Origin of the sequence: Parasphingorhabdus sp., from assembly GCF_039977335.1 — a bacterium.
GTDB lineage: Bacteria > Pseudomonadota > Alphaproteobacteria > Sphingomonadales > Sphingomonadaceae > Parasphingorhabdus.
The window spans coordinates 1,138,603-1,156,706 of the sequence record NZ_JBDWDI010000004.1 but is presented as its reverse complement, the minus strand read 5'-3'; the positions used below and the strand labels follow the sequence as shown (position 1 = coordinate 1,156,706).

20 protein-coding genes are annotated in these 18,104 nt (G+C 51.8%); 7 read left to right on the top strand and 13 right to left on the bottom strand.

Annotated elements, in window-relative coordinates; all coding sequences use genetic code 11:
* Window positions 1-45: 45 nt before the first annotated feature.
* Both ABJM21_RS12850 and ABJM21_RS12845 read left to right on the top strand, forming a co-directional pair.
* Window positions 46-429, top strand: coding sequence for a hypothetical protein (locus ABJM21_RS12850; protein WP_348300382.1), 384 nt, complete (start codon window positions 46-48; stop codon window positions 427-429).
* A 75-nt stretch (window positions 430-504) separates the two neighbouring features.
* Window positions 505-696, top strand: coding sequence for a hypothetical protein (locus tag ABJM21_RS12845; RefSeq protein WP_348300381.1), 192 nt, complete (start codon window positions 505-507; stop codon window positions 694-696).
* Between the two features lie 24 nt (window positions 697-720).
* Here the strand turns inward: ABJM21_RS12845 and ABJM21_RS12840 are convergent, their stop codons facing one another.
* A complete protein-coding gene (locus tag ABJM21_RS12840; RefSeq protein WP_348300380.1) occupies window positions 721-1,815 on the bottom strand; it encodes a serine hydrolase in 1,095 nt (364 codons plus the stop codon).
* 155 nt (window positions 1,816-1,970) lie between these two features.
* Window positions 1,971-3,212 (bottom strand): phosphatidylserine/phosphatidylglycerophosphate/cardiolipin synthase family protein, encoded by a 1,242-nt coding sequence (locus ABJM21_RS12835; RefSeq protein WP_348300379.1) that lies wholly within the window; start codon window positions 3,210-3,212, stop codon window positions 1,971-1,973.
* A 135-nt stretch (window positions 3,213-3,347) separates the two neighbouring features.
* On the opposite strand from ABJM21_RS12835, the gene rpoZ reads away from it, so the two are divergent.
* Window positions 3,348-3,695 (top strand): DNA-directed RNA polymerase subunit omega, encoded by a 348-nt coding sequence (gene rpoZ, locus ABJM21_RS12830; protein WP_108810948.1) that lies wholly within the window; start codon window positions 3,348-3,350, stop codon window positions 3,693-3,695.
* Between the two features lie 11 nt (window positions 3,696-3,706).
* Here rpoZ and ABJM21_RS12825 read toward each other — a convergent pair whose 3' ends face one another.
* From ABJM21_RS12825 to ABJM21_RS12780, 10 genes are all read right to left on the bottom strand, one after another.
* Entirely contained in the window at window positions 3,707-4,573 is an 867-nt protein-coding gene (locus ABJM21_RS12825; protein WP_348300378.1) for a sterol desaturase family protein, read from the bottom strand.
* A gap of 159 nt (window positions 4,574-4,732) precedes the next feature.
* Window positions 4,733-5,104, bottom strand: a complete 372-nt coding sequence (locus tag ABJM21_RS12820) for a hypothetical protein (protein WP_348300377.1) — start codon at window positions 5,102-5,104, stop codon at window positions 4,733-4,735.
* Window positions 5,105-5,229: 125 nt separating this feature from the next.
* Entirely contained in the window at window positions 5,230-5,790 is a 561-nt protein-coding gene (locus tag ABJM21_RS12815; protein ID WP_348300376.1) for a PEPxxWA-CTERM sorting domain-containing protein, read from the bottom strand.
* A gap of 141 nt (window positions 5,791-5,931) precedes the next feature.
* Window positions 5,932-7,884: an ATP-dependent zinc metalloprotease FtsH gene (gene ftsH, locus ABJM21_RS12810; RefSeq protein WP_348300375.1), complete on the bottom strand. Its 1,953-nt coding sequence runs from the start codon at window positions 7,882-7,884 to the stop codon at window positions 5,932-5,934.
* Between the two features lie 157 nt (window positions 7,885-8,041).
* On the bottom strand, window positions 8,042-8,989 hold the full coding sequence (gene tilS / locus ABJM21_RS12805) for a tRNA lysidine(34) synthetase TilS (RefSeq protein WP_348300374.1): 948 nt from the start codon (window positions 8,987-8,989) through the stop codon (window positions 8,042-8,044).
* Between the two features lie 25 nt (window positions 8,990-9,014).
* Complete coding sequence (locus ABJM21_RS12800; RefSeq protein WP_348300373.1) at window positions 9,015-9,896, bottom strand: hypothetical protein; 882 nt, start codon at window positions 9,894-9,896, stop codon at window positions 9,015-9,017.
* A gap of 102 nt (window positions 9,897-9,998) precedes the next feature.
* Window positions 9,999-10,874 (bottom strand): RodZ domain-containing protein, encoded by an 876-nt coding sequence (locus tag ABJM21_RS12795; protein ID WP_348300372.1) that lies wholly within the window; start codon window positions 10,872-10,874, stop codon window positions 9,999-10,001.
* 176 nt (window positions 10,875-11,050) lie between these two features.
* The gene (ptsP, locus tag ABJM21_RS12790) at window positions 11,051-13,333 is read right to left on the bottom strand and encodes a phosphoenolpyruvate--protein phosphotransferase (protein WP_348300371.1); all 2,283 of its coding nucleotides are present in this window, start codon (window positions 13,331-13,333) and stop codon (window positions 11,051-11,053) included.
* 104 nt (window positions 13,334-13,437) lie between these two features.
* Window positions 13,438-14,457, bottom strand: a complete 1,020-nt coding sequence (locus ABJM21_RS12785; RefSeq protein ID WP_348372436.1) for an NADP-dependent oxidoreductase — start codon at window positions 14,455-14,457, stop codon at window positions 13,438-13,440.
* Between the two features lie 148 nt (window positions 14,458-14,605).
* On the bottom strand, window positions 14,606-14,764 hold the full coding sequence (locus ABJM21_RS12780) for a YdcH family protein (protein WP_348302627.1): 159 nt from the start codon (window positions 14,762-14,764) through the stop codon (window positions 14,606-14,608).
* Between the two features lie 193 nt (window positions 14,765-14,957).
* Between ABJM21_RS12780 and ABJM21_RS12775 the strand changes: the two genes are divergently transcribed.
* Both ABJM21_RS12775 and ABJM21_RS12770 read left to right on the top strand, forming a co-directional pair.
* Window positions 14,958-15,155 (top strand): DUF465 domain-containing protein, encoded by a 198-nt coding sequence (locus ABJM21_RS12775; RefSeq protein WP_348302632.1) that lies wholly within the window; start codon window positions 14,958-14,960, stop codon window positions 15,153-15,155.
* 159 nt (window positions 15,156-15,314) lie between these two features.
* Window positions 15,315-15,770, top strand: coding sequence for a DUF1465 family protein (locus ABJM21_RS12770; protein WP_348302626.1), 456 nt, complete (start codon window positions 15,315-15,317; stop codon window positions 15,768-15,770).
* A gap of 18 nt (window positions 15,771-15,788) precedes the next feature.
* Here the strand turns inward: ABJM21_RS12770 and ABJM21_RS12765 are convergent, their stop codons facing one another.
* Complete coding sequence (locus ABJM21_RS12765; RefSeq protein ID WP_348302625.1) at window positions 15,789-16,886, bottom strand: alkene reductase; 1,098 nt, start codon at window positions 16,884-16,886, stop codon at window positions 15,789-15,791.
* 158 nt (window positions 16,887-17,044) lie between these two features.
* On the opposite strand from ABJM21_RS12765, the gene ABJM21_RS12760 reads away from it, so the two are divergent.
* Complete coding sequence (locus tag ABJM21_RS12760; RefSeq protein WP_348302624.1) at window positions 17,045-17,722, top strand: COQ9 family protein; 678 nt, start codon at window positions 17,045-17,047, stop codon at window positions 17,720-17,722.
* Window positions 17,723-17,836: 114 nt separating this feature from the next.
* Window positions 17,837-18,103, top strand: a complete 267-nt coding sequence (locus ABJM21_RS12755; protein ID WP_348302623.1) for a FeoA family protein — start codon at window positions 17,837-17,839, stop codon at window positions 18,101-18,103.
* The last annotated feature ends 1 nt before the right edge of the window (window position 18,104 follow it).

Below are 18,104 nucleotides of genomic sequence, written 5' to 3'. Positions count from 1 at the left end.
GCTGTTTACTTGGTTTTTTGAGGAATAAATTAGAGGGTTTACCCAATGAAAAAAGTTACAACATCTATCGTTCTTGCTGGCGCACTTGGCTTGGCCGCTTGTTCCGGTGCTGCTGACAATGCAGAAGCTGGTGCTGAAGAAGCTGTAGAAGGCACGGAAGCAACAGCTGAAGAAGCTGCTGACGACGCGATGTCTGCTGCTGAAGGTTCTGCAGACGCCATGGGCGAAGCTGCTGCTGAAGCAACTGAAGAAGCTGGCGAAGCTGCTGAAGGCGCTGCCGAAGAAGCTACAGATGCCGCTGAAGGCGCTGCTGAAGAAGCTGGCGAAGCCGCTGGTTCTGCAGCAGATGCTGCTAAGGACGCCGCAAAGGGCGCAGCTAACGACCTGATCGAAAAAGGCGCAGATGCTGCAAAACGCGCAGTTGAATAGGCCTTTTTGACATATTTTAAGAAAGGGCCGCCTTTTGGGTGGCCCTTTTTTTATTCAGCGTTGAAGGTGCAGATTATGATGAAAAGACATGTTGGCTATATAGCTTTGTTATCATTGGTGGCTTGCGGACCTGCTCAGAATGATCCTGGTCCAGGCGGCGTAACGGTTGGAGAAGCCCAAGCATTGGATGAGGCCGCCGAGATGCTTGATGAGCGCAATGCCTCGCCGGAAGAGCCATCGAGTGAAAAAGCTACTCAGCAACCTTGATCACAATGATAAACTTTGGCCGATTTACCGCCGGTGATATCGGCCAACAGCGCGCGTAACCGACTGCATCAACCGCATCCGTTCTGGCACAGAGGCTGTGGTATCACCCAACATGACTGCGACAGCATAGCGACTTCCGTCCGGTGCCGTCATAATACCCACATCATTATAGCCCGTTGATACGGCGCCCAGAATCTGCCCTGTGCCGGTTTTGTGAAGAAACTCCCATCCAGCTGGTACGCCCGCTTTCAAGCGTTTTGGCCCGCTGCGGGTCCGTTTTAAAATAGATTGCAGCAATTGGGTGGAGTTTTCCGACAGCAATTCGCCGCGCGCAAGCTGATCGAGAGCACCCACAATGGCACCCGGGCTGGCACCGTCTATGGGATCGGCAAGATAATCCGCCAATGCCTTTCGGCGCGTTTCAAGCGGCAAATTTGCTCGTGCGGTATAAAATTTACGTCCTTGGGAAAGGCTTTGGTTCCATTTCAGTCCAGCAATTTTGCTCTGCATCAACCGTTCGCCGGGGCCGAATTTTATCTTGCCTAGGCGTTGTCGGCGAATGAAGTCATTGACTGCATCTGGCCCGCCAGCATGGCGTAATAGTGCATCATTTGCGGTATTGTCACTATAGGCGAGAGCTCTTTCGAGTAATGTATACACGCTTTTTACGACGCTGCCTTCGCGTTTCACCTCTGCTGCCATCGGCTGATAAAACAGAGTCAGATCATCTGGGCCAATTTGGATCGCATCAGAAAGTGACACACGTCCCTGATCGACTTTGTCCAACAGGGTCATTGCAACCCAGAGTTTTGACACGCTCTGCTGAGGGAAATTTTGATCGGCGCGATGACCGATGCTCCAGCCGCCATCGATGCTTTTAATAGCGATGCCCGTTTTCCCAGGGAAACTGCGCCATAAATCAGCAACTTCTTTTTCAAGGGCTGGGTCAGGTTGATTTCGTGACGGTGTATATGTTTGTTTCGGTGGAGGATTGTCGTAGCGTGGACGCTGTGTTTCCCGCTGGTCGTTTGAAACCACCGGTCGCCCCTGAGACGGAGCCACGCAGGCGGTCAGGATACTTACACCAAAGAGAATGACCACAAACCGTGCGAATACCATAAACTATTACCGATCCCTGTTGAGATGTTCCCGGTCAAAATAATCTGCCGGTAATATCGACTACAAACTATCGCTTTACGTACACGATTCTGCCTGAACAGAGCCAAAACCAATGTTTGCGACGAACGATTCTGCGTGTGCGACGAAATGATCGATTATTTTTTTACCCCAAAATTGAAACGCCGGGTCACTGAGTAATCCAATATATTCACGACAAAATAGGATAAGGTCCAGCGCAGCCGGTTGATCCACCCCCTTCGTGCCTTGTGCAGTTGCTTGGAAATCGGAAGGGCGTCACCACATATATTGTCAACAAGAAGGCGTGCATGGTCGGCAAAGGCTTCGTCTTCTATCCGTACCATTATTTCGACATTGATGAATAGGCTACGAAGGTCAAAATTGGCCGATCCGATGTAAACAGAATCGTCGATTATTATCATTTTGGTATGTAGTCGCCGGGGCTGATACTCGTAAATGCAGGCCCCGCGTTTGAGTAAATAGCCATATAGCAGACGACTTGCCCCAATGGTGGCGCCATTGTCAGTTTTGCCTGCCAGAATGAGCCGGTTCCGCCCGCCCCGTTTTGACAAGCGGGCGATCCGCCGCAAAAGACCTTGGCCCGGTGAGAAATAGGCGCTGACCAGATCCAGTTGCTCGCCGGTTTCGAGGTCTTTTTTTACCGCAGCAGCCCAGCGGCTGAGGCGATTGCTAGGCCCTCCCAATAGCCAACGAAAATTGCCGTCGCCAGCATCCCATCCGCGCACCATTTTCTGCAACAATCGGATATTGCCATTATTCTGGTGTACCCAACCGGACAGTTTTTCAAAATAGTCGGCGAGATTGCGGACTTCTGGACCATGAATGACAACGCCCAAATCCTCCCAACTTGTCTCATCAACCGTGCTATTTTCTAAGCCGGATTGTCGATCAAAATATTCGTCAGTGATGTTGAAGCCACCGATCATCGCGCGGGAATTGTCAGCAATAACGATTTTCTGATGATTGCGGACGAAATAGCTGGTTGAAAATCTTGGGCTGAAAATGGCAAACTGGCCGCCGGCTTGAATAAATGGATCGAAGAACCCCGTCGGCGCACCATTGGAACCAAAGCTGTCGATGATCAGCTCCACTGAGACTCCGCGTTTGCATAGCTTGATCAGCATATTTCGGATCAACGTCCCGACAGCGTCATCTTCAAACATGTAGAAGCAGAGGCTCAAGCTCTTTTTCGCCTGCTCGATAATGTCGGTCAGCGCTTTGAGGCGTGCTGACCCTTCGCGAATTAACTTGAGTTTGTTGCCATCAACATCAAACCATTTTTGATCATCCGTTATTTGTGATGGGTTACCAATGGAATTGGCATGGCTGGGAGGAACTTGGTCCATGCGCTTCAACATAGATTATTAGCCTTGAACGGACAATTGCTTAACCGGGCCAGGCATCGGTGAGACGATCCATTTTGTTGACAAAACGGGGCATGATCCCTAGATGCAAGCCTCATTTCACCTATTTTAGAGAATCAGGAGCGCCTTATGGCTCGCGTTACCGTTGAAGATTGCGTTGATAAAGTCACCAATCGGTTTGATTTGGTCTTATTTGCAGCGCAGCGTGCCCGTGAGATTTCCGGCGGCGCTGAACTGACGATTGATCGCGACCGTGATAAAAACCCGGTTGTTTCGCTGCGTGAAATTGCAGAAGAAACGATCAAGCCAAAGGATCTCGAAGAAAGCCTCGTTCAGTCGCTGCAGAAAGTGCAGATTGACGATGACGATACGCCAGATGAAATTGGCTCGATCAGCCAGTCTGCTGAGGCGCTTCGCCTTACGGCTGCGGCTCCGCCACGCAGTGCGGGCGTATCAAACGAATATGGCCGGCGCTAACACGCGACCTTTCAATCTGATTTAAAAACCGGGCGGCGCTCTTCGATAGAGTTGTCGCCTGTTTTTGTTTTGGTGCTCCGATTGCGCGCAAATGGTACAATCAGGCTCCAGATAAGATTAGCTGGTTTGCTATCCTGATATTCCGACAGGCCGATTGTCATCGCGTCATGTCCCTTTTCCGGTTGGGCAATATAGGTTCCAAATATCCGGTCCCAGATGGTCAGGAAGAAACTGTAATTGCTGTTGGTTTCCCGTTCGATGACCGAATGATGCACGCGGTGCATGTCAGGGGTTACAATGAATAAACGCAGTAGCCGGTCAAAGCCAAGCGGTAGTCGCACATTAGCATGATTGAACATCGAGGCGCCATTGAGCACGACTTCAAACAGAAATACGGCGAAAGCCGCTGGTCCGATCAGCACGATGCAGAGCAGTTTATAGGCCATCGAAAAGACGGCCTCTATCGGGTGAAATCGTGCGCCACTGGTGACATCAAGATCACGGTCAGCATGATGGACCTTGTGAAAACGCCACAGGATCGGGATTTTGTGGAAGGCGATATGCTGGGCATAGATCAGCATGTCGAGCAGCAGGAACGCGATGATGATTTCAATCCATAGCGGTAGATCGACGAAAACTAATATACCCCAACCGCGCGCCGCAGCATAGTCAGCCATGCCGACCGCCAGTATCGGCATGATCAGGCGCAAGGTCAGTGTATTGACAATCACAAGCGAGATATTGGTGAACCAGCGGATGGTTTTGGCAAGGACGCGTTGTTTGCGCGGCATTGCGATCTCAAGCAGCGCCATGATCAGGAATATACCCGCGAAGACTGTCAGCCTGATTATGGCTTCATATTGCTCGAGAAAGGACATAGGCTTTTCTCGCAGTTATGTGGAATGGGTGCAAGGATCCGGTGACGGAAATCTAAAGTTCACACAAATCACACCAGAATTTATCGAGCCTTGCGCGCGGGCGCAGGGCCAGTTTGCATCTGTCAGGAAAGCCTGTTTTCTATCAAGTTAATATGCTCTTCAGCATGGATATTTCTTTTTCATGAAGCCGTGGAAGGCGGTCTTCACTTCTATATCGCGTTGGGCCACCGGAATGGTTTTGAGATGCGCGAGAAATTCCTTCCCATTGAGCTTGCCTTTTCCTTTCGGCGGCGGACAGCTGGATGTTTTTATCCCAGCTGCGCGTGCGGCTTTTATATCCGCGCGATAGCCTTTGGTGACTTTTTTCATTTCAGCCATAACCGGCTTGCGATGTTTCGAGAACATCGCGCCCATTCCGGCGTTCATTAGCTTGTCAGCCTTAGGCAGAAATTCGGAGACAGGCATGGCGGAAGCCGGTATCGTCAATGATAGAAACAGGATTGTGGCGATGCACCGAATGGTTAGCGTCATGAAAAAAGGACTCTGTCGATATCGACAGAGGCCTTTTGTGTTAATTTTTGTGAATGTTGGGTGAATTGCTCAACCAATAGGCTGGCGATCCAGCCGCGGTGTCCCGGTCAACAATTTCAGTTCGATCAGGCGAAAGCTACTTTGACATTTGCTTTGCGACGACGACGCATCGCACCACCAACTAATCCAAATCCACCAATCATCAACGCCCAGCTTGCTGGTTCTGGAACAGCACCAACGGATTCCAATGTTACGCCAACGGATGTAAATGCCGTGTCTGGATTGAAGAGATTAACTCCGTCCGACAGGTCTAATGTTATGTCGATAACACCGTCTGCCGTCAAAGTTTGGAAATCTGCAAGAGATAGGGCGAACGTCGACGAAAACTGATTGTCATCAAAAGAGAATGCAGTGGTTGTATCCGCCGATTCAAGGGAAAGATTGCCGGTAAGCAAGCCTTCTATATCATAGTCCAAGGACTCAATTTGAGGAAAACCAAATGTATAGTCTCCGCGTGCGGTAATCGTAATTGAACCCGGCCCTGTAGGTGTACCTAGCCCGCTAAAACTATAGGAGAACAATTGGCCACTGCTTGTTTGTGCCTGTGTTTCGAGAACTGATGCTGCATTAGCAGTAGCTGGCAAAGCCAATGCCGCCAAAGTAGCTATCGCAAGATATTTTTTCATATTAAGGCCCCTTTTTCTATCTTCGATTTGTGCATTGCACAACGGCGAACAAAAATAAACAAAAAATTAACCTTGCCCGATCGCTTTAGCAAAATGAAATACTGGCCATAGGAACGAGAATAAAATCTGCTACTATGGTCATTAAGCCCCTTGCGGCTTTGGATCGCCAAATGGGCCTTTACGTTTCTTGCCCGCTTTCGGAATTGATGTTCCGATGGTTGGAACGGAAGATGGTTTGACCACGTCGCCATCGGGGCGTTCAAATTTTCCATCTTCGACCAGCGAGTCAATTTCATCGCCAGACAGGGTTTCATATTCGAGCAAGGCATTGGCCAGCAGGTGTAGCTGATCTTCATGCTTGGTAAGTACATCTTTTGCCCGGTCATAGCCCGCATCAACCAAACCGCGAATTTCGCTATCGATCTTCTTGGCGGTTTCATCAGACATATGGGCACGTTGGGATTGCGAATAGCCAAGGAAGGTCTCGCCTTGCTCCTCTTCATATTGCAACGGTCCCATTTCGTCCGACATACCCCATTGGGTGACCATGTCTCGGGCCAATTTGGTGGCATATTGAATGTCGCCAGAGGCGCCGGACGATACCTTGTCATAACCGAAGATGATTTCCTCGGCGACACGGCCGCCCATAGATACCGCCATATTCGCATGCATCTTGTCACGATGATAGCTGTAGCTGTCCCGTTCCGGCAGGCGCATCACCATACCCAGCGCACGACCGCGCGGAATGATTGTCGCTTTGTGGATCGGATCAGACGCAGGCTCATGAACCGCGACAATCGCATGACCGGCTTCATGATAAGCGGTCATTTTCTTCTCGTCCTCGGTCATCACCATGGATTTACGTTCGGTGCCCATCATGACCTTGTCTTTGGCGGTCTCAAACTCATCCATCGCGACGAGACGCTTGCCGCGCCGGGCAGCCATCAAGGCAGCCTCATTAACGAGGTTGGCGAGATCGGCGCCAGAGAAACCCGGTGTGCCGCGCGCAATCGTGCGTGCATCCACATCAGGGGCCAAAGGTACTTTTTTCATATGTACTTGAAGAATCTTCTCACGGCCTTCGATGTCGGGATGCGGAACAACAACCTGGCGGTCAAAACGCCCCGGACGCAGCAGCGCGGGGTCGAGGACATCAGGACGGTTGGTCGCAGCGATGATGATGATACCTTCATTGGCTTCAAAACCATCCATCTCAACCAAAAGCTGGTTTAATGTCTGTTCGCGTTCGTCATTGCCGTTACCAAGCCCGGCACCACGATGACGGCCGACGGCGTCAATCTCATCAATAAACACGATACAAGGCGCGCTTTTCTTGGCTTGTTCAAACATGTCACGGACGCGGCTAGCGCCAACACCGACGAACATTTCTACAAAGTCGGAGCCGGAAATGGTAAAAAACGGTACGCCTGCCTCTCCAGCAATAGCGCGGGCGAGTAGAGTTTTACCGGTACCGGGCGAGCCAACCAGCAAAGCGCCTTTTGGAATTTGTCCGCCAAGCTTGGAGAAACGGCTTGGATTTTTAAGGAATTCGACGATTTCTTCCAGTTCTTCGCGTGCCTCATCGATGCCGGCAACATCTTCAAATGTCACCTTGCCTTGCTTTTCGGTCAGCATTTTGGCCTTGGATTTGCCAAAGCCCATCGCGCCGGAACCGCTGCCTTTTTGCATCTGACGCAATACGAAAAAGGCGATACCGAGAATGAGCAGGAACGGAAGCGACTGGATCAACAGATATTGCCAGATGCTCGGGCTTTCTTCTGCCTGACCGCTATATTCAACGCCTTTTTCATCAAGCAGTTTGACGAGGCTGGGATCATTACCAACCGGTGTGGTTGCGAATTTGTCACCATTAGTGAGCTCGCCCGTGATTTTATCTGGGGCAATTGCAACCTTCTCGACGCTGCCCTCAGCAACTTTCGCACGGAAAGAGGAGTAACTGATCGCATCGCCTGAGTCCGCACCAGCGCCAGCGCCGAACATGGAAACCGTGAGCAACAAGGCGACGATTACGCCCGCCCAGATGAGCATACTTTTCATCCACGGATTTTCCTTGGGATCCTGTTCGTCATTCATGATGTATTACGTCCTGTGTTGGTGTCGCCGGTTTAGACCGCCGCCGAATCTATCCCTTAAAGATAGGGGTTTTGCGCGGGATAACAATATAAGCGGCAATGTTTTTACTGATCACCCTGATCGTATATCTGGATATGCCGTCAAAACGTTGAAATATTTAGCTATTGTTCCGTTTTGGCGCAGGAGCAAAGGTCCAGGTTAACCCGCCTTTGCACAAGATATTTCCGATAGTCAGCGTTTCACCTTGCATAAGACCCTTAATCAGCGGCTCTAACTGGTTGCCACGCGGGGAAAGGGCCGGATCGCAGACATGCAGGCATTTGAGCAATAGCCGTCGGACAATTTCATGGGGAAAGTCATGTTTATTGAGCTGGCAGCCTTCACTCGTTTTTTGGATATGGACTGCCGCCAATTCGTCGACCATCCAGTGGATTGCAGTGCGCGCATCATTCAGCGCTGCCGCACTTTGGCTGGCCAGTCCCACATCAAAGCCGGATAGCTGCGACAGTGCTTGTCGCACACGAACACGGTCAAAACTCTGATCTTTATTGGACGGATCATCAATTGGTTTGATACCCTGAGTGATGACAAACTCGACCAGCATTTCCTTGGAAAAAGGAAGTAACGGGCGAATGACATGCCCACGTTTTGACCGGATCGCGGACATGCCGTCTATGCCGCTGCCGCGCAATATTCGCATGACTAGCGTCTCAAGTTGATCATCGGCATGATGGGCCGTTGCCAGCCAAGCGATATTCTTATTTTCCATCCAGCCATTGAGCAGGGAATAGCGCATTTTGCGTGCCTCCGCCTGTATGCTTCCACGAATGGGAGTGGAGGGCTTTAATATCCTATGAGGAATCTCTCGCTCTGCGCACAACTTGGAAACAAACAGGCATTCATCATGGGCTTCCGGGCGCAGTTGATGATCGACGCTGGCAGCAGCAATCCGACCGGGAAAGCTCTCGTGAGCCAACAGTAATAGCGCAAGACTATCCGGCCCACCAGAGACTGCCAGTCCCAACGTAGCATCGCCATTTTCAAAGTCAGGAACAAGCGCCACTACCGCTTTGCGAAAACGATCGGTAAGCGCGTTGCCCGTCATGGGTTAAGTTGGTCTGGCGCGGTTTTTAACTGCAATCCGCCGCTGCCTTTCCTCTTGTAACACGTGCGCTCAGGCGGCCAGATGCCGCGCTGGGATAGACTTCCTGCAATTCAGAAAGAACGCGGCAAGCATCGGCTTTCTTGTTGAGTTGCACCAGAGCGGTGCTCAAGAAATAGAGGCTGTCGGGTGCGCGTTCGCCGCGCGGCAATTCCTGATAATTTTCGTATAGTGCAACCGAGGCGAGCGCCGGTTTACCGTCATCCAGATAGGCGCGTCCCAATAGGTTTTTGGCAAAACTGGCGCGGCGATGTTCGGAATGATCGGTAGCAGCTTTTTTGAGCTGCGCTTGCGCTTCGGGATAATATTTCGCCTCCCACAGCCGGTAGCCATAAATATAGGCATCTTCGCCGGCATCACCGGTTTCGGGCATCACGATCGACTCAACGCCGGTAACGCGTTCTGGATCGGGCGTGGCGGTTGTTTGTGTGTTTTCCGCATCAGGTGCACCGGACGGTATCGCAGACAATTGTCCCGGATTTGTGCTGACCGGCGGAACCTCTGCTGCTGCCAATTTATCTTCGATTTTCTTCAACCGAAAGCCGTTTTCTTCCACCTGGCCGGTAAGTGTCGCAAGACTGCGTTCCAGAGCGTCCACCCGCGCGATCAGGTCAGATACCGCGGAACTGGTTGTCGCTGGCGTTGTTGGCGTCTCAGCGTCGGGTTTTATTTCCGGCTCGAAGAAGCGCGATGAACCGCCCGGAAAGACCTTGCGCTGCACAGCCCTCATTTCCTGCTCGAGGCGGTCTACTCTTTTGCCGACATTTCTGTCTTGCGCAGAAACAGGGGTAGCGATCAGCAGGCTGGCCGATACGCTGGCACAAAGGGTCGATAACAGGACGGATTTCATAAGCAGCCTCCAACTATTTGGATTGTGTTAACCATAAATTGCGGGGCAAAGTAAACAGATTTACGTCGGGCCACAAAGCTATGGGGTTGTGGGTGATCCGTTTTACTGGGTTATATTTTGGTTGGTAGTGGATTGACCGCTGGCGTCAGAGGTCAATCCGCCCGGATCGGCGCGCGCCAATAATGCAGCAGCGCTAATCCCCACATCCTTGATCGTGCGATCGGCCGTGCCCAGTGGTGGCACGACTTTGCCGTCTATCGTAACCGTCAGGGCATCGGGGCGACCGGTCAGGATTTGCGGGCCATTGGCATCGGCAGGGACTGCATATTGTTCTCCTGCCGCCATTTCCTTTTCAAACAAACGCTCGCCATCTTCATCATATATTTTCAACCAAACCGTTTCGGTTGCGGTCAGCGTCACCGTGCCTGTAAGGGAGGGCGCTGGACCAACTGGTTCAATCGTGGTGTCCAGAGTGCCATCGGCTTCGCCGCTGCCGTCAACAAATTCTGTGTCTGAACCATCTTCCAGATAACTATCGGTTTCAAAGAACACAGTTCGCCAAACTGCAAAACCGATGATTAGGGCTATTGCTATACCTGCGGTTGTCCATGCGAGATATCTGGGCGGAATATTGCCCGGATTGGCTGGGGAATAGCCGCTGGTTTCTGGTTCATAGGCGCTATGCCCCTGGTCATCCATTTCCTCGCGCAACTGGCTGCCAATGGTCACTTCGCTCAAACCCACAGCGCGCGCATAGGATTTTGCAAAGCCGATGGCATAGGTACGGCCTGGCAATGCGGCAAAGTCACCGGATTCAATCGACTCCAGATGGCGCTGGGGAATACGCGTTGTTTTGGCGATATCTTCAATGTTGAGATTTTTCTGCTCGCGCGCATGACGTAGCATGTCGCCCACGCTATGCAGGTTCAACTCAGCATTTTCATTCACTGTTTCTTCTGCGTCAGTCTCTTCGGCCATCATACTCTCCTTCGGCCGGTCCGCGGTGCGACCCCGTTTATACTATGAATCCGAAGAAGCCACTAGAGTAATGAAAAGTCAATGATTATCACAATCATAGCGACCGTGAATTCGCTATGGATCGGAGATAATCGAACACCTCCGAAAGCGTGATACAATTTGTTACCTCTTCCAGATCAATCGAGATCGATATCCTGTTGCTGCGCCCATTGATATAAGGCCGCTCTCGGATCGCTCGAAGGCTCCGACAAAGTCGCTTGTAGCTGTTTTTTCGCGGCGGCTAAATCCAATGAACGGACCATGGCTTTTATTGGACCCACTGATGCCGGTGTGATGGAAAGACGTTTGATTCCAAGGCCCAATAACGCCAGCGCTTCCAAAGGCCGTCCGCCCATTTCACCGCATACGCTCAGCTCTATGTCCAAATCATCGGCTTGGCGTGAAACCCGGCCAATGAAGCGCAATATTGCAGGACTGAGCCAATCGAACCGCTCGGCAAGTTTGGGATTACTGCGATCGGCAGCAAATAAAAATTGTGTGAGATCGTTGGTTCCGATCGAGAGAAAATCAAGACGTGGCGCCATCAGGTCCAAGCATTCGGCCAGTGCCGGTACCTCCAGCATCGCGCCATAGCGGATCGAAAGCGGAACCTGCTTCTTACGGCTCCTCAAAAATTCGAGCTGTTTTTGGAATACGGCCTTGGCTTCATCAAACTCCCATGGCTCGGCAATCATCGGGAACATGACGTTCAATTTTCGTCCGGCTGCGGCTTCGATGAGCGAGCGGGCCTGCACCTTCATCAGAGCATCGCGTTCCAGGCCGATGCGCAGTGCGCGCCAGCCCATGGCGGGATTTTCTTCTTTGACCTCGCTGGCCTGAAAATAGGGCAGGGGTTTGTCTCCGCCAATATCGACAGTGCGGAAAACAACCGGTTTGTCGCCAGCGGCATCTAGCACATCACGATAAAAACGCAGCTGTCCCGAACGCCCGGGCATATTGGCGGCGACGAGAAACTGGAATTCCGTACGGAACAATCCGATGCCATCAGCACCGGTTAGATTCAGCATGCCCATATCGTCACGCAAGCCTGCATTGATATTGAGGGTGATACGCGTGCCGTCTTTGGTAACCGGCTCTTTGTCTTTCAACTCTGTATAGGCTGCTCGTTTTTTCTGGGTCAGCTCAATCTGCGTTTCAAATGCATCTTCCATTGACGGGCTGGGGCGCACGAACAGCGCATTATCGTCAACATTGAGCAGCAGGTGGTCATTTTCCCGGACAATCTGACGGACATTTTTGACCTGACCCAATATTGGAATATCCATGGCGCGGGCGATTATCGTGACATGCGCAGTCAGCGACCCTTCTTCCAGCACCACGCCTTTCAGGCGGCGCCGATCATATTCGAGCAATTCGGCCGGTCCAAGATTGCGGGCGACCAAAATCGTATCCTGCCGCAGACCCATGGTTGCCGCCGTACCCATTTGGCCGGAGACAATGCGCAAGAGCCTGTTGGCGAGATCTTCCAGATCATGCATGCGCTCGGCAAGCAAGGGATCATCAATCTGACGCATCCGCATGCGGGTATGCTGCTGTACACGTTCAATCGCCGCTTCGGCGGTCAGGCCGCTGTCGATCGCTTCGTTGATCCGGCGGCTCCAACCCTCGTCATAGGCGAACATCTTATAGGTTTGCAGCACCTCCTCATGCTCACCGCCGACACCAAATTCGGCCTGGTTGGTCATATGGTCAATCTGGTTGCGCATCTTGTCAAAGGCTGAATAGACTCGGTGGCGTTCTGCCTCGGTATCCTCTGCAACGGTATGTTCGATTTTTACCCGCGGCTGATGGAAGACCGCAAAGCCGCTGGCTTTGCCTTTGACCAGTTGCAGCCCGCTAAGCCGGTCAGCCCCGTCATTTCGGATTTCTGAAGCATCACCAGACTCTTCATCGATCAATTCTGCGTTGGAAATTAGTTCGGAAAGCACCATCGCCGCTGTCTGGAAGGATTCAATCTCTTCCTCGGAATATTTGCGCGGCTCCATATGTTGCGCGCATAATACCCCGACGGCTTGCTGATTGCGGATGATCGGTACGCCAGCAAAACTATGAAATTTCTCTTCCCCGGTTTCCGGGCGATATTGGAAATCAGGGTGGCTTGCCGCTTCGTCAAGGTTCAACGTTTCGACATTCTTAGCGATATAGCCAGTCAATCCCTCGCCAAAAGCCAATTTGGTAACATGCACCGCTTCTTGATTAAGGCCGCGTGTGGCATATAATTCCAGCACGCCCTCGCGGCGTAAATATATCGAGCAAACCTCGCTGCTCACCGCTTCGGCAATAGTTTCCACGACATGGTTGAGTTTGGATTGGGCATTGCCGGGCGAGGCCATAATCGACCGGAGTCCGGTCAATATGTTACGAGCTGTTACAGGACTAGACGTATGTTTGGTGGCCATGACGATGATCTAGCAGAAACGGTTCGCAGGCGCGATATGCAAAACAGGCCCAAAGCCAGAAAATACATATCGCCCTGCGACTTGTGCTAGATGATTAAAGTGTTTTAGTCCGGTTCCGGGCCAAATTGCACGGCGAGTTTGCCCAAATTGGCACCGGTGAACAGTCGGTCCAGCGATGCAGGGGCATTTTCTATCCCCTGAACAACATCCGTTTCGAATTTGATGCGGCCTTCCATCAACCATCCTGCCATGGCTTGTGCGCCTTCAGGGAAGCGATCAAAATAGTCCAGAACGATAAACCCGCGTAAATTAGTCCGCCGCATCAGCAGGTTTGCGAAATTGGAAGGACCGGGCGACCCGTCCGTGTCGTTGTAAGTAGATATCAATCCGCATAACGGCATGCGTGAAAAGTCGTTCAGTCGTGCGATCACGGTATCCATGATGTCTCCGCCGACATTTTCAAAGTTGATATCAATCCCGTTCGGACAATGCTTGTCCAGCGCGGCGCCGACATCCTCGGTCTTATAGTTGATGGCGGCATCAAAGCCTGCTTCTTCGGTAAGCCAGTTGCACTTGTCATCTGATCCGGCGATACCAACAACATGGCATCCGTGGATCTTGCCAATTTGCCCGACCATGGATCCGACAGCTCCTGCCGCCGCCGAAACAACCAATGTGTCGCCTTCTTTTGGTTTGCCGATATCCATCAAACCAAAATAAGCAGTCATGCCGGTCGCGCCCAAGGGCCCCATATAGGCCGTCAACGGAACGCCCGGAATGGATGGCAATACACTCGCCATGCCGCCTGGAATGTCGTTATACATGGACCAGGTGGAGAGGCCGGTATTGATCAGGGTGCCGACCGGCACGTCATCAAAATTGCTTTCCTCAACGATACCGATGCCGCCTCCACGCATTGGGTCATCGATCGGAACCGGCGGCAAATAGCCGTCCATATCGCTCATCCAGATCCGGTTAGTAGGGTCGAGCGACAGGTAGATCGTCCGCACGCGTAACATATCGGGGCCTAGCGGAGCCATTTCTTCGGTCACAAGCTCAAGATCACCTTCAGCTATCTTGCCGACAGGGCGTTTGCGCAAATACCAAATCTGGTTTGTGGTCATCGGATCAGTCCTCTTAACATCTAATTCCCAAATCCTTGGGGAAACCAGAGAGTAAGTCAATGACGCGAATGATTTAGCTTAGTTTGCGGGTGCCATAAACCCGATCCAAAACACCGGGTTCAATTTATGAAGCTAGATCATTAAAAGATTAGGCGTCGGCCAGCAATTCGTCTTTCAATCGCAGTTTTTGCTTTTTCAGGTCATGGATTCGAATCGTATCTGGAACCGGGCGGGCCTCTTCGTCGCTAATCTTGCGGTCGAGGGCTTCGTGTTTTCCGCGCAGGGCTGACACATGATTCTGATCCATAATATTCTCCTGATTATTATATGGTTGCTGATTGAAAGTGGTTGCGGGTGTCCCTTTCTTTCTGTCGCGCTTGTGATTAAGTCGCCGACGATCTTCATGATATTATTGTCTTGGTTTAGACATGAACCATGAATAGGGTGAAGATGACAAAAATGTTGCAGCGATGCAAGGGGCGAATGGATCCATTATGGCGATAAGCGATCAAGAGTTGCGACAGCGGCTCGAACTGCTGAAGGTTGAGCATCGTGATCTTGATGATGCTATCGCGGCCCTGATGGAAGCGGGAAGCCATGATCAGCTGCGTGCGGCGCGTTTAAAGAAGCGTAAATTGCACCTGCGGGACCGCATCATACAAATCGAAAACCAGCTGATACCGGATATTATAGCCTAGGGATCGCGTATTTGCGACGGTCCGGCCCTATTAACTGCTTTTGTGCATCAATTAACCCCTTGGCGTGCGGCGTGTCACATTGAAACATCTTGCAAATTAACTCTGTGACCCTCGAATTTTAACTGTCCTTGCTCATATAAAATTTGCTACGAGTTCCAAATGGCTGACAGCGAAGCATTGATTACGCCCAAATTATTGGATGCGCTTTATACGCAGGCAATGGTGCTTGCGGATGAGGCACGCTCTTATTTTGAATCCGGCCGCTTCAATGACGAATGCCAGGATGAAGCGGCGCTGTCGGTAGCCTTTTCATGTGAGTCCCTGAAAGTCACTACCCGGCTGATGCATTGCATTGCGTGGTTGCTCAACCAGCGGGCGCTTCACGGTGAAGATCTTACCGAGGGTGAGGCATGGAACCATAATCGCGAATTGGGCTATGCTGCCGCCAGTGACGGTCCGGTGGTTGAACTATTCCCAGCGGAAGCGCGGCAAATTATCGATGACAGCGAAGAGCTGTTCCAGCGCCTGCAACGCCTTTCGGCGCGGATGGAATATGAAGAAATGATAGAGCCGCCGGTCCATGATATGTTCCGACGGCTCGAAAGTTCATTCTAAGGTTAAAAGGCGTTTGCCTTAGGCCGTAGCTTTGGCCTGTTCCATCGTAGGATAATCCACATAACCTTCTGCGCCCTGACTATACCATGATGGCGTGAAGTCGATCGGGTTCAACTCTGCGCCTGCGCGGAATCGCTCTGGCAGGTCGGGATTGGTCATGAATGTCCGACCAAAGCTGATCGCATCGGCGTTGTCGTTGGCTAGAGCCTCCGTGGCATTATCATAGAAATAATCACTATTCAGCACCAAAGGTTTGCTGAAAACAGGACGAATATCGGGGCTGACAGCTGGAATATCAGTATTGCCATAGGTGCCGTGCGCCGGCGGTTCGCGCAGTTCGAGAAACGCGATGCCGATGCCATCGAGCAATTTGGCTGCGGCGGTAAATGTTTCTACCGGGGTTGCGTCATCCGCGCCCTGTGAATCGCCATTGGGGGAAAGCCGCACGGACACGCGGTCGCTGCCCCAGACATCGACCAACCGCTGCGTGACTTCACCTAGCAGGCGGATTCGGTTCTCGATCGAGCCGCCATATTCATCGGTTCGGAAATTGGTACCGGAGCGGATGAACTGGTCGATCAGATAGCCATTGGCGCTGTGCAGTTGCACGCCATCAAAGCCTGCCTTTTTGGCGTTCTCTGCGGCATTGGTGTAATCGTCGAGCAAGCCGGGAATTTCGCTCAATTCCAGCGGACGGGCTTCGGCATAGTCGCGCTTGCCCTGATAGGTACGCACGCTGCCCGGCGCGGTTGTCGCAGAAGATGAAACGGGTTTTTCGCCGCCGAGGAAATCAGGGTGCACAATCCGGCCCATATGCCAAAGCTGGCAGATGATCCTGCCACCAGCTGCATGAACTTGTTCAATAATTGGCTTCCATGCTTCGGTTTGTTCATCATTCCAGATGCCCGGCGCGAAGGGCGTACCGAGACCTTGCTGACTGATACCGGTGGCTTCCGAAATGATCAGACCAGCGCCGGCGCGCTGGGAATAATATTCGCCCATGATCGGTGTTGGCACATGCTCCATCGTGGAACGGCACCGGGTGAGGGGCGCCATTAGCATCCGGTTGGGAGCTTCGATGGCGCCAAGAGTAATGGGATCAAATAATGTGCTCATATATCTGCTCTTTCGCTATTTTTAACTGCTTGATGAATAGCTAGTCAGACCAGTGGTGCTTTGCAATGCAATGGTTTGAAAATCTTTTCTTTCAGCCTATATCGGATTTGTTGGCCCTCTTGTTTATTGGCCGCCGAACCATCGAGGAACATCAGGATATGTATGCTAAAACTCTGGAGCCGCTGAGAGACGATCCTACGCTGGACGAAGTTCGTTCCTATCTTGCACCGCTTTTGGCATCGCAGGCCGCTTTTGATGGCTGGAATGAAGAAGCCGTTGCAGCGGCGGCACAGCAAACCGGCGTTGATACAGATATGGCGCGACTGGCGTTTAACGACGGTCCGGTTGATATGATTGATGCCTGGTTTCAGTCGGTCGACGAAGCAATGGCCGCCAAATTTTCCGAAGAAATACTGAGCGCGATGAAAATCCGAGAACGGATTACGGCGCTAGTGATTGCGCGGCTGGAGGCACTGGAGGCTGACCGGGAAGGGTTGCGCCGGGCCTTGGCGATACTCGCAGCACCGCCCAACCTCAGAACGGCCGCCAAGCTCGGTTGGCGCGCGGCGGACAAAATGTGGCGGCTCGCGGGTGATACCGCAACCGACTATAATCATTATACGAAGCGTACTTTGCTATCCGCTGTCTATGGCAGCACGATCAGTGTTTTTCTGGATGATGAAAGCGAAGAACATGCTGACACCAAGGCGTTTCTCGATCGCCGGATTGAGAATGTCATGCAGTTTGAAAAGGTCAAAGCCAAGATCACCCGGCCCAGTGGCGACCGTTTCAGCATGGCGCGTTTTATCGGGCGACTGCGCTATCGCGGAGCCTGACCATAGATTTCTGCCTGACTTATCAATAGAATATATGAGACGGACAAACAAAAGACTCGCCAGAAGCAATCTATATTGATAATCAGTCGCAACTGAGATCTATTGAGTTTATCTATGAACGCACCGGTTACACTAGCGGTTACGCTGGATCGCCTTTCTATGCGCCAGCGCGCTGAAATCTCTGCCATTGACTGGCAAGCTATGTCAGAAAATGAAGGCGCTCGGCTCCGCGCTTTGGGTATAGATGAAGGGGTTTCGGTAGAGAAACTTCACAAAGGCATGTTCGGTTTCAATGATCCCATCGCGCTAAAAGTAGGCCGGATGATGATTGCGGTTCGCAAATCTCACGCCTCGGCGATATCGGTAGTTATTCCGGCATAAT

Coding starts and splice junctions, on each gene's coding strand:
- rpoZ (WP_108810948.1), top strand. CDS start 3,348: ATGGCTCGCGTTACCGTTGAAGATTGCGTTGATAAAGTCACCAATCGG.
- ABJM21_RS12765 (WP_348302625.1), bottom strand. CDS start 16,886: ATGAGCACATTATTTGATCCCATTACTCTTGGCGCCATCGAAGCTCCC.
- ABJM21_RS12825 (WP_348300378.1), bottom strand. CDS start 4,573: ATGTCCTTTCTCGAGCAATATGAAGCCATAATCAGGCTGACAGTCTTC.
- tilS (WP_348300374.1), bottom strand. CDS start 8,989: ATGACGGGCAACGCGCTTACCGATCGTTTTCGCAAAGCGGTAGTGGCG.
- ABJM21_RS12780 (WP_348302627.1), bottom strand. CDS start 14,764: ATGGATCAGAATCATGTGTCAGCCCTGCGCGGAAAACACGAAGCCCTC.
- ftsH (WP_348300375.1), bottom strand. CDS start 7,884: ATGAATGACGAACAGGATCCCAAGGAAAATCCGTGGATGAAAAGTATG.
- ABJM21_RS12820 (WP_348300377.1), bottom strand. CDS start 5,104: ATGACGCTAACCATTCGGTGCATCGCCACAATCCTGTTTCTATCATTG.
- ABJM21_RS12840 (WP_348300380.1), bottom strand. CDS start 1,815: ATGGTATTCGCACGGTTTGTGGTCATTCTCTTTGGTGTAAGTATCCTG.
- ABJM21_RS12760 (WP_348302624.1), top strand. CDS start 17,045: ATGTATGCTAAAACTCTGGAGCCGCTGAGAGACGATCCTACGCTGGAC.
- ABJM21_RS12835 (WP_348300379.1), bottom strand. CDS start 3,212: ATGTTGAAGCGCATGGACCAAGTTCCTCCCAGCCATGCCAATTCCATT.
- ABJM21_RS12770 (WP_348302626.1), top strand. CDS start 15,315: ATGGCTGACAGCGAAGCATTGATTACGCCCAAATTATTGGATGCGCTT.
- ABJM21_RS12755 (WP_348302623.1), top strand. CDS start 17,837: ATGAACGCACCGGTTACACTAGCGGTTACGCTGGATCGCCTTTCTATG.
- ABJM21_RS12815 (WP_348300376.1), bottom strand. CDS start 5,790: ATGAAAAAATATCTTGCGATAGCTACTTTGGCGGCATTGGCTTTGCCA.
- ptsP (WP_348300371.1), bottom strand. CDS start 13,333: ATGGCCACCAAACATACGTCTAGTCCTGTAACAGCTCGTAACATATTG.
- ABJM21_RS12795 (WP_348300372.1), bottom strand. CDS start 10,874: ATGGCCGAAGAGACTGACGCAGAAGAAACAGTGAATGAAAATGCTGAG.
- ABJM21_RS12800 (WP_348300373.1), bottom strand. CDS start 9,896: ATGAAATCCGTCCTGTTATCGACCCTTTGTGCCAGCGTATCGGCCAGC.
- ABJM21_RS12785 (WP_348372436.1), bottom strand. CDS start 14,457: ATGACCACAAACCAGATTTGGTATTTGCGCAAACGCCCTGTCGGCAAG.
- ABJM21_RS12850 (WP_348300382.1), top strand. CDS start 46: ATGAAAAAAGTTACAACATCTATCGTTCTTGCTGGCGCACTTGGCTTG.
- ABJM21_RS12845 (WP_348300381.1), top strand. CDS start 505: ATGATGAAAAGACATGTTGGCTATATAGCTTTGTTATCATTGGTGGCT.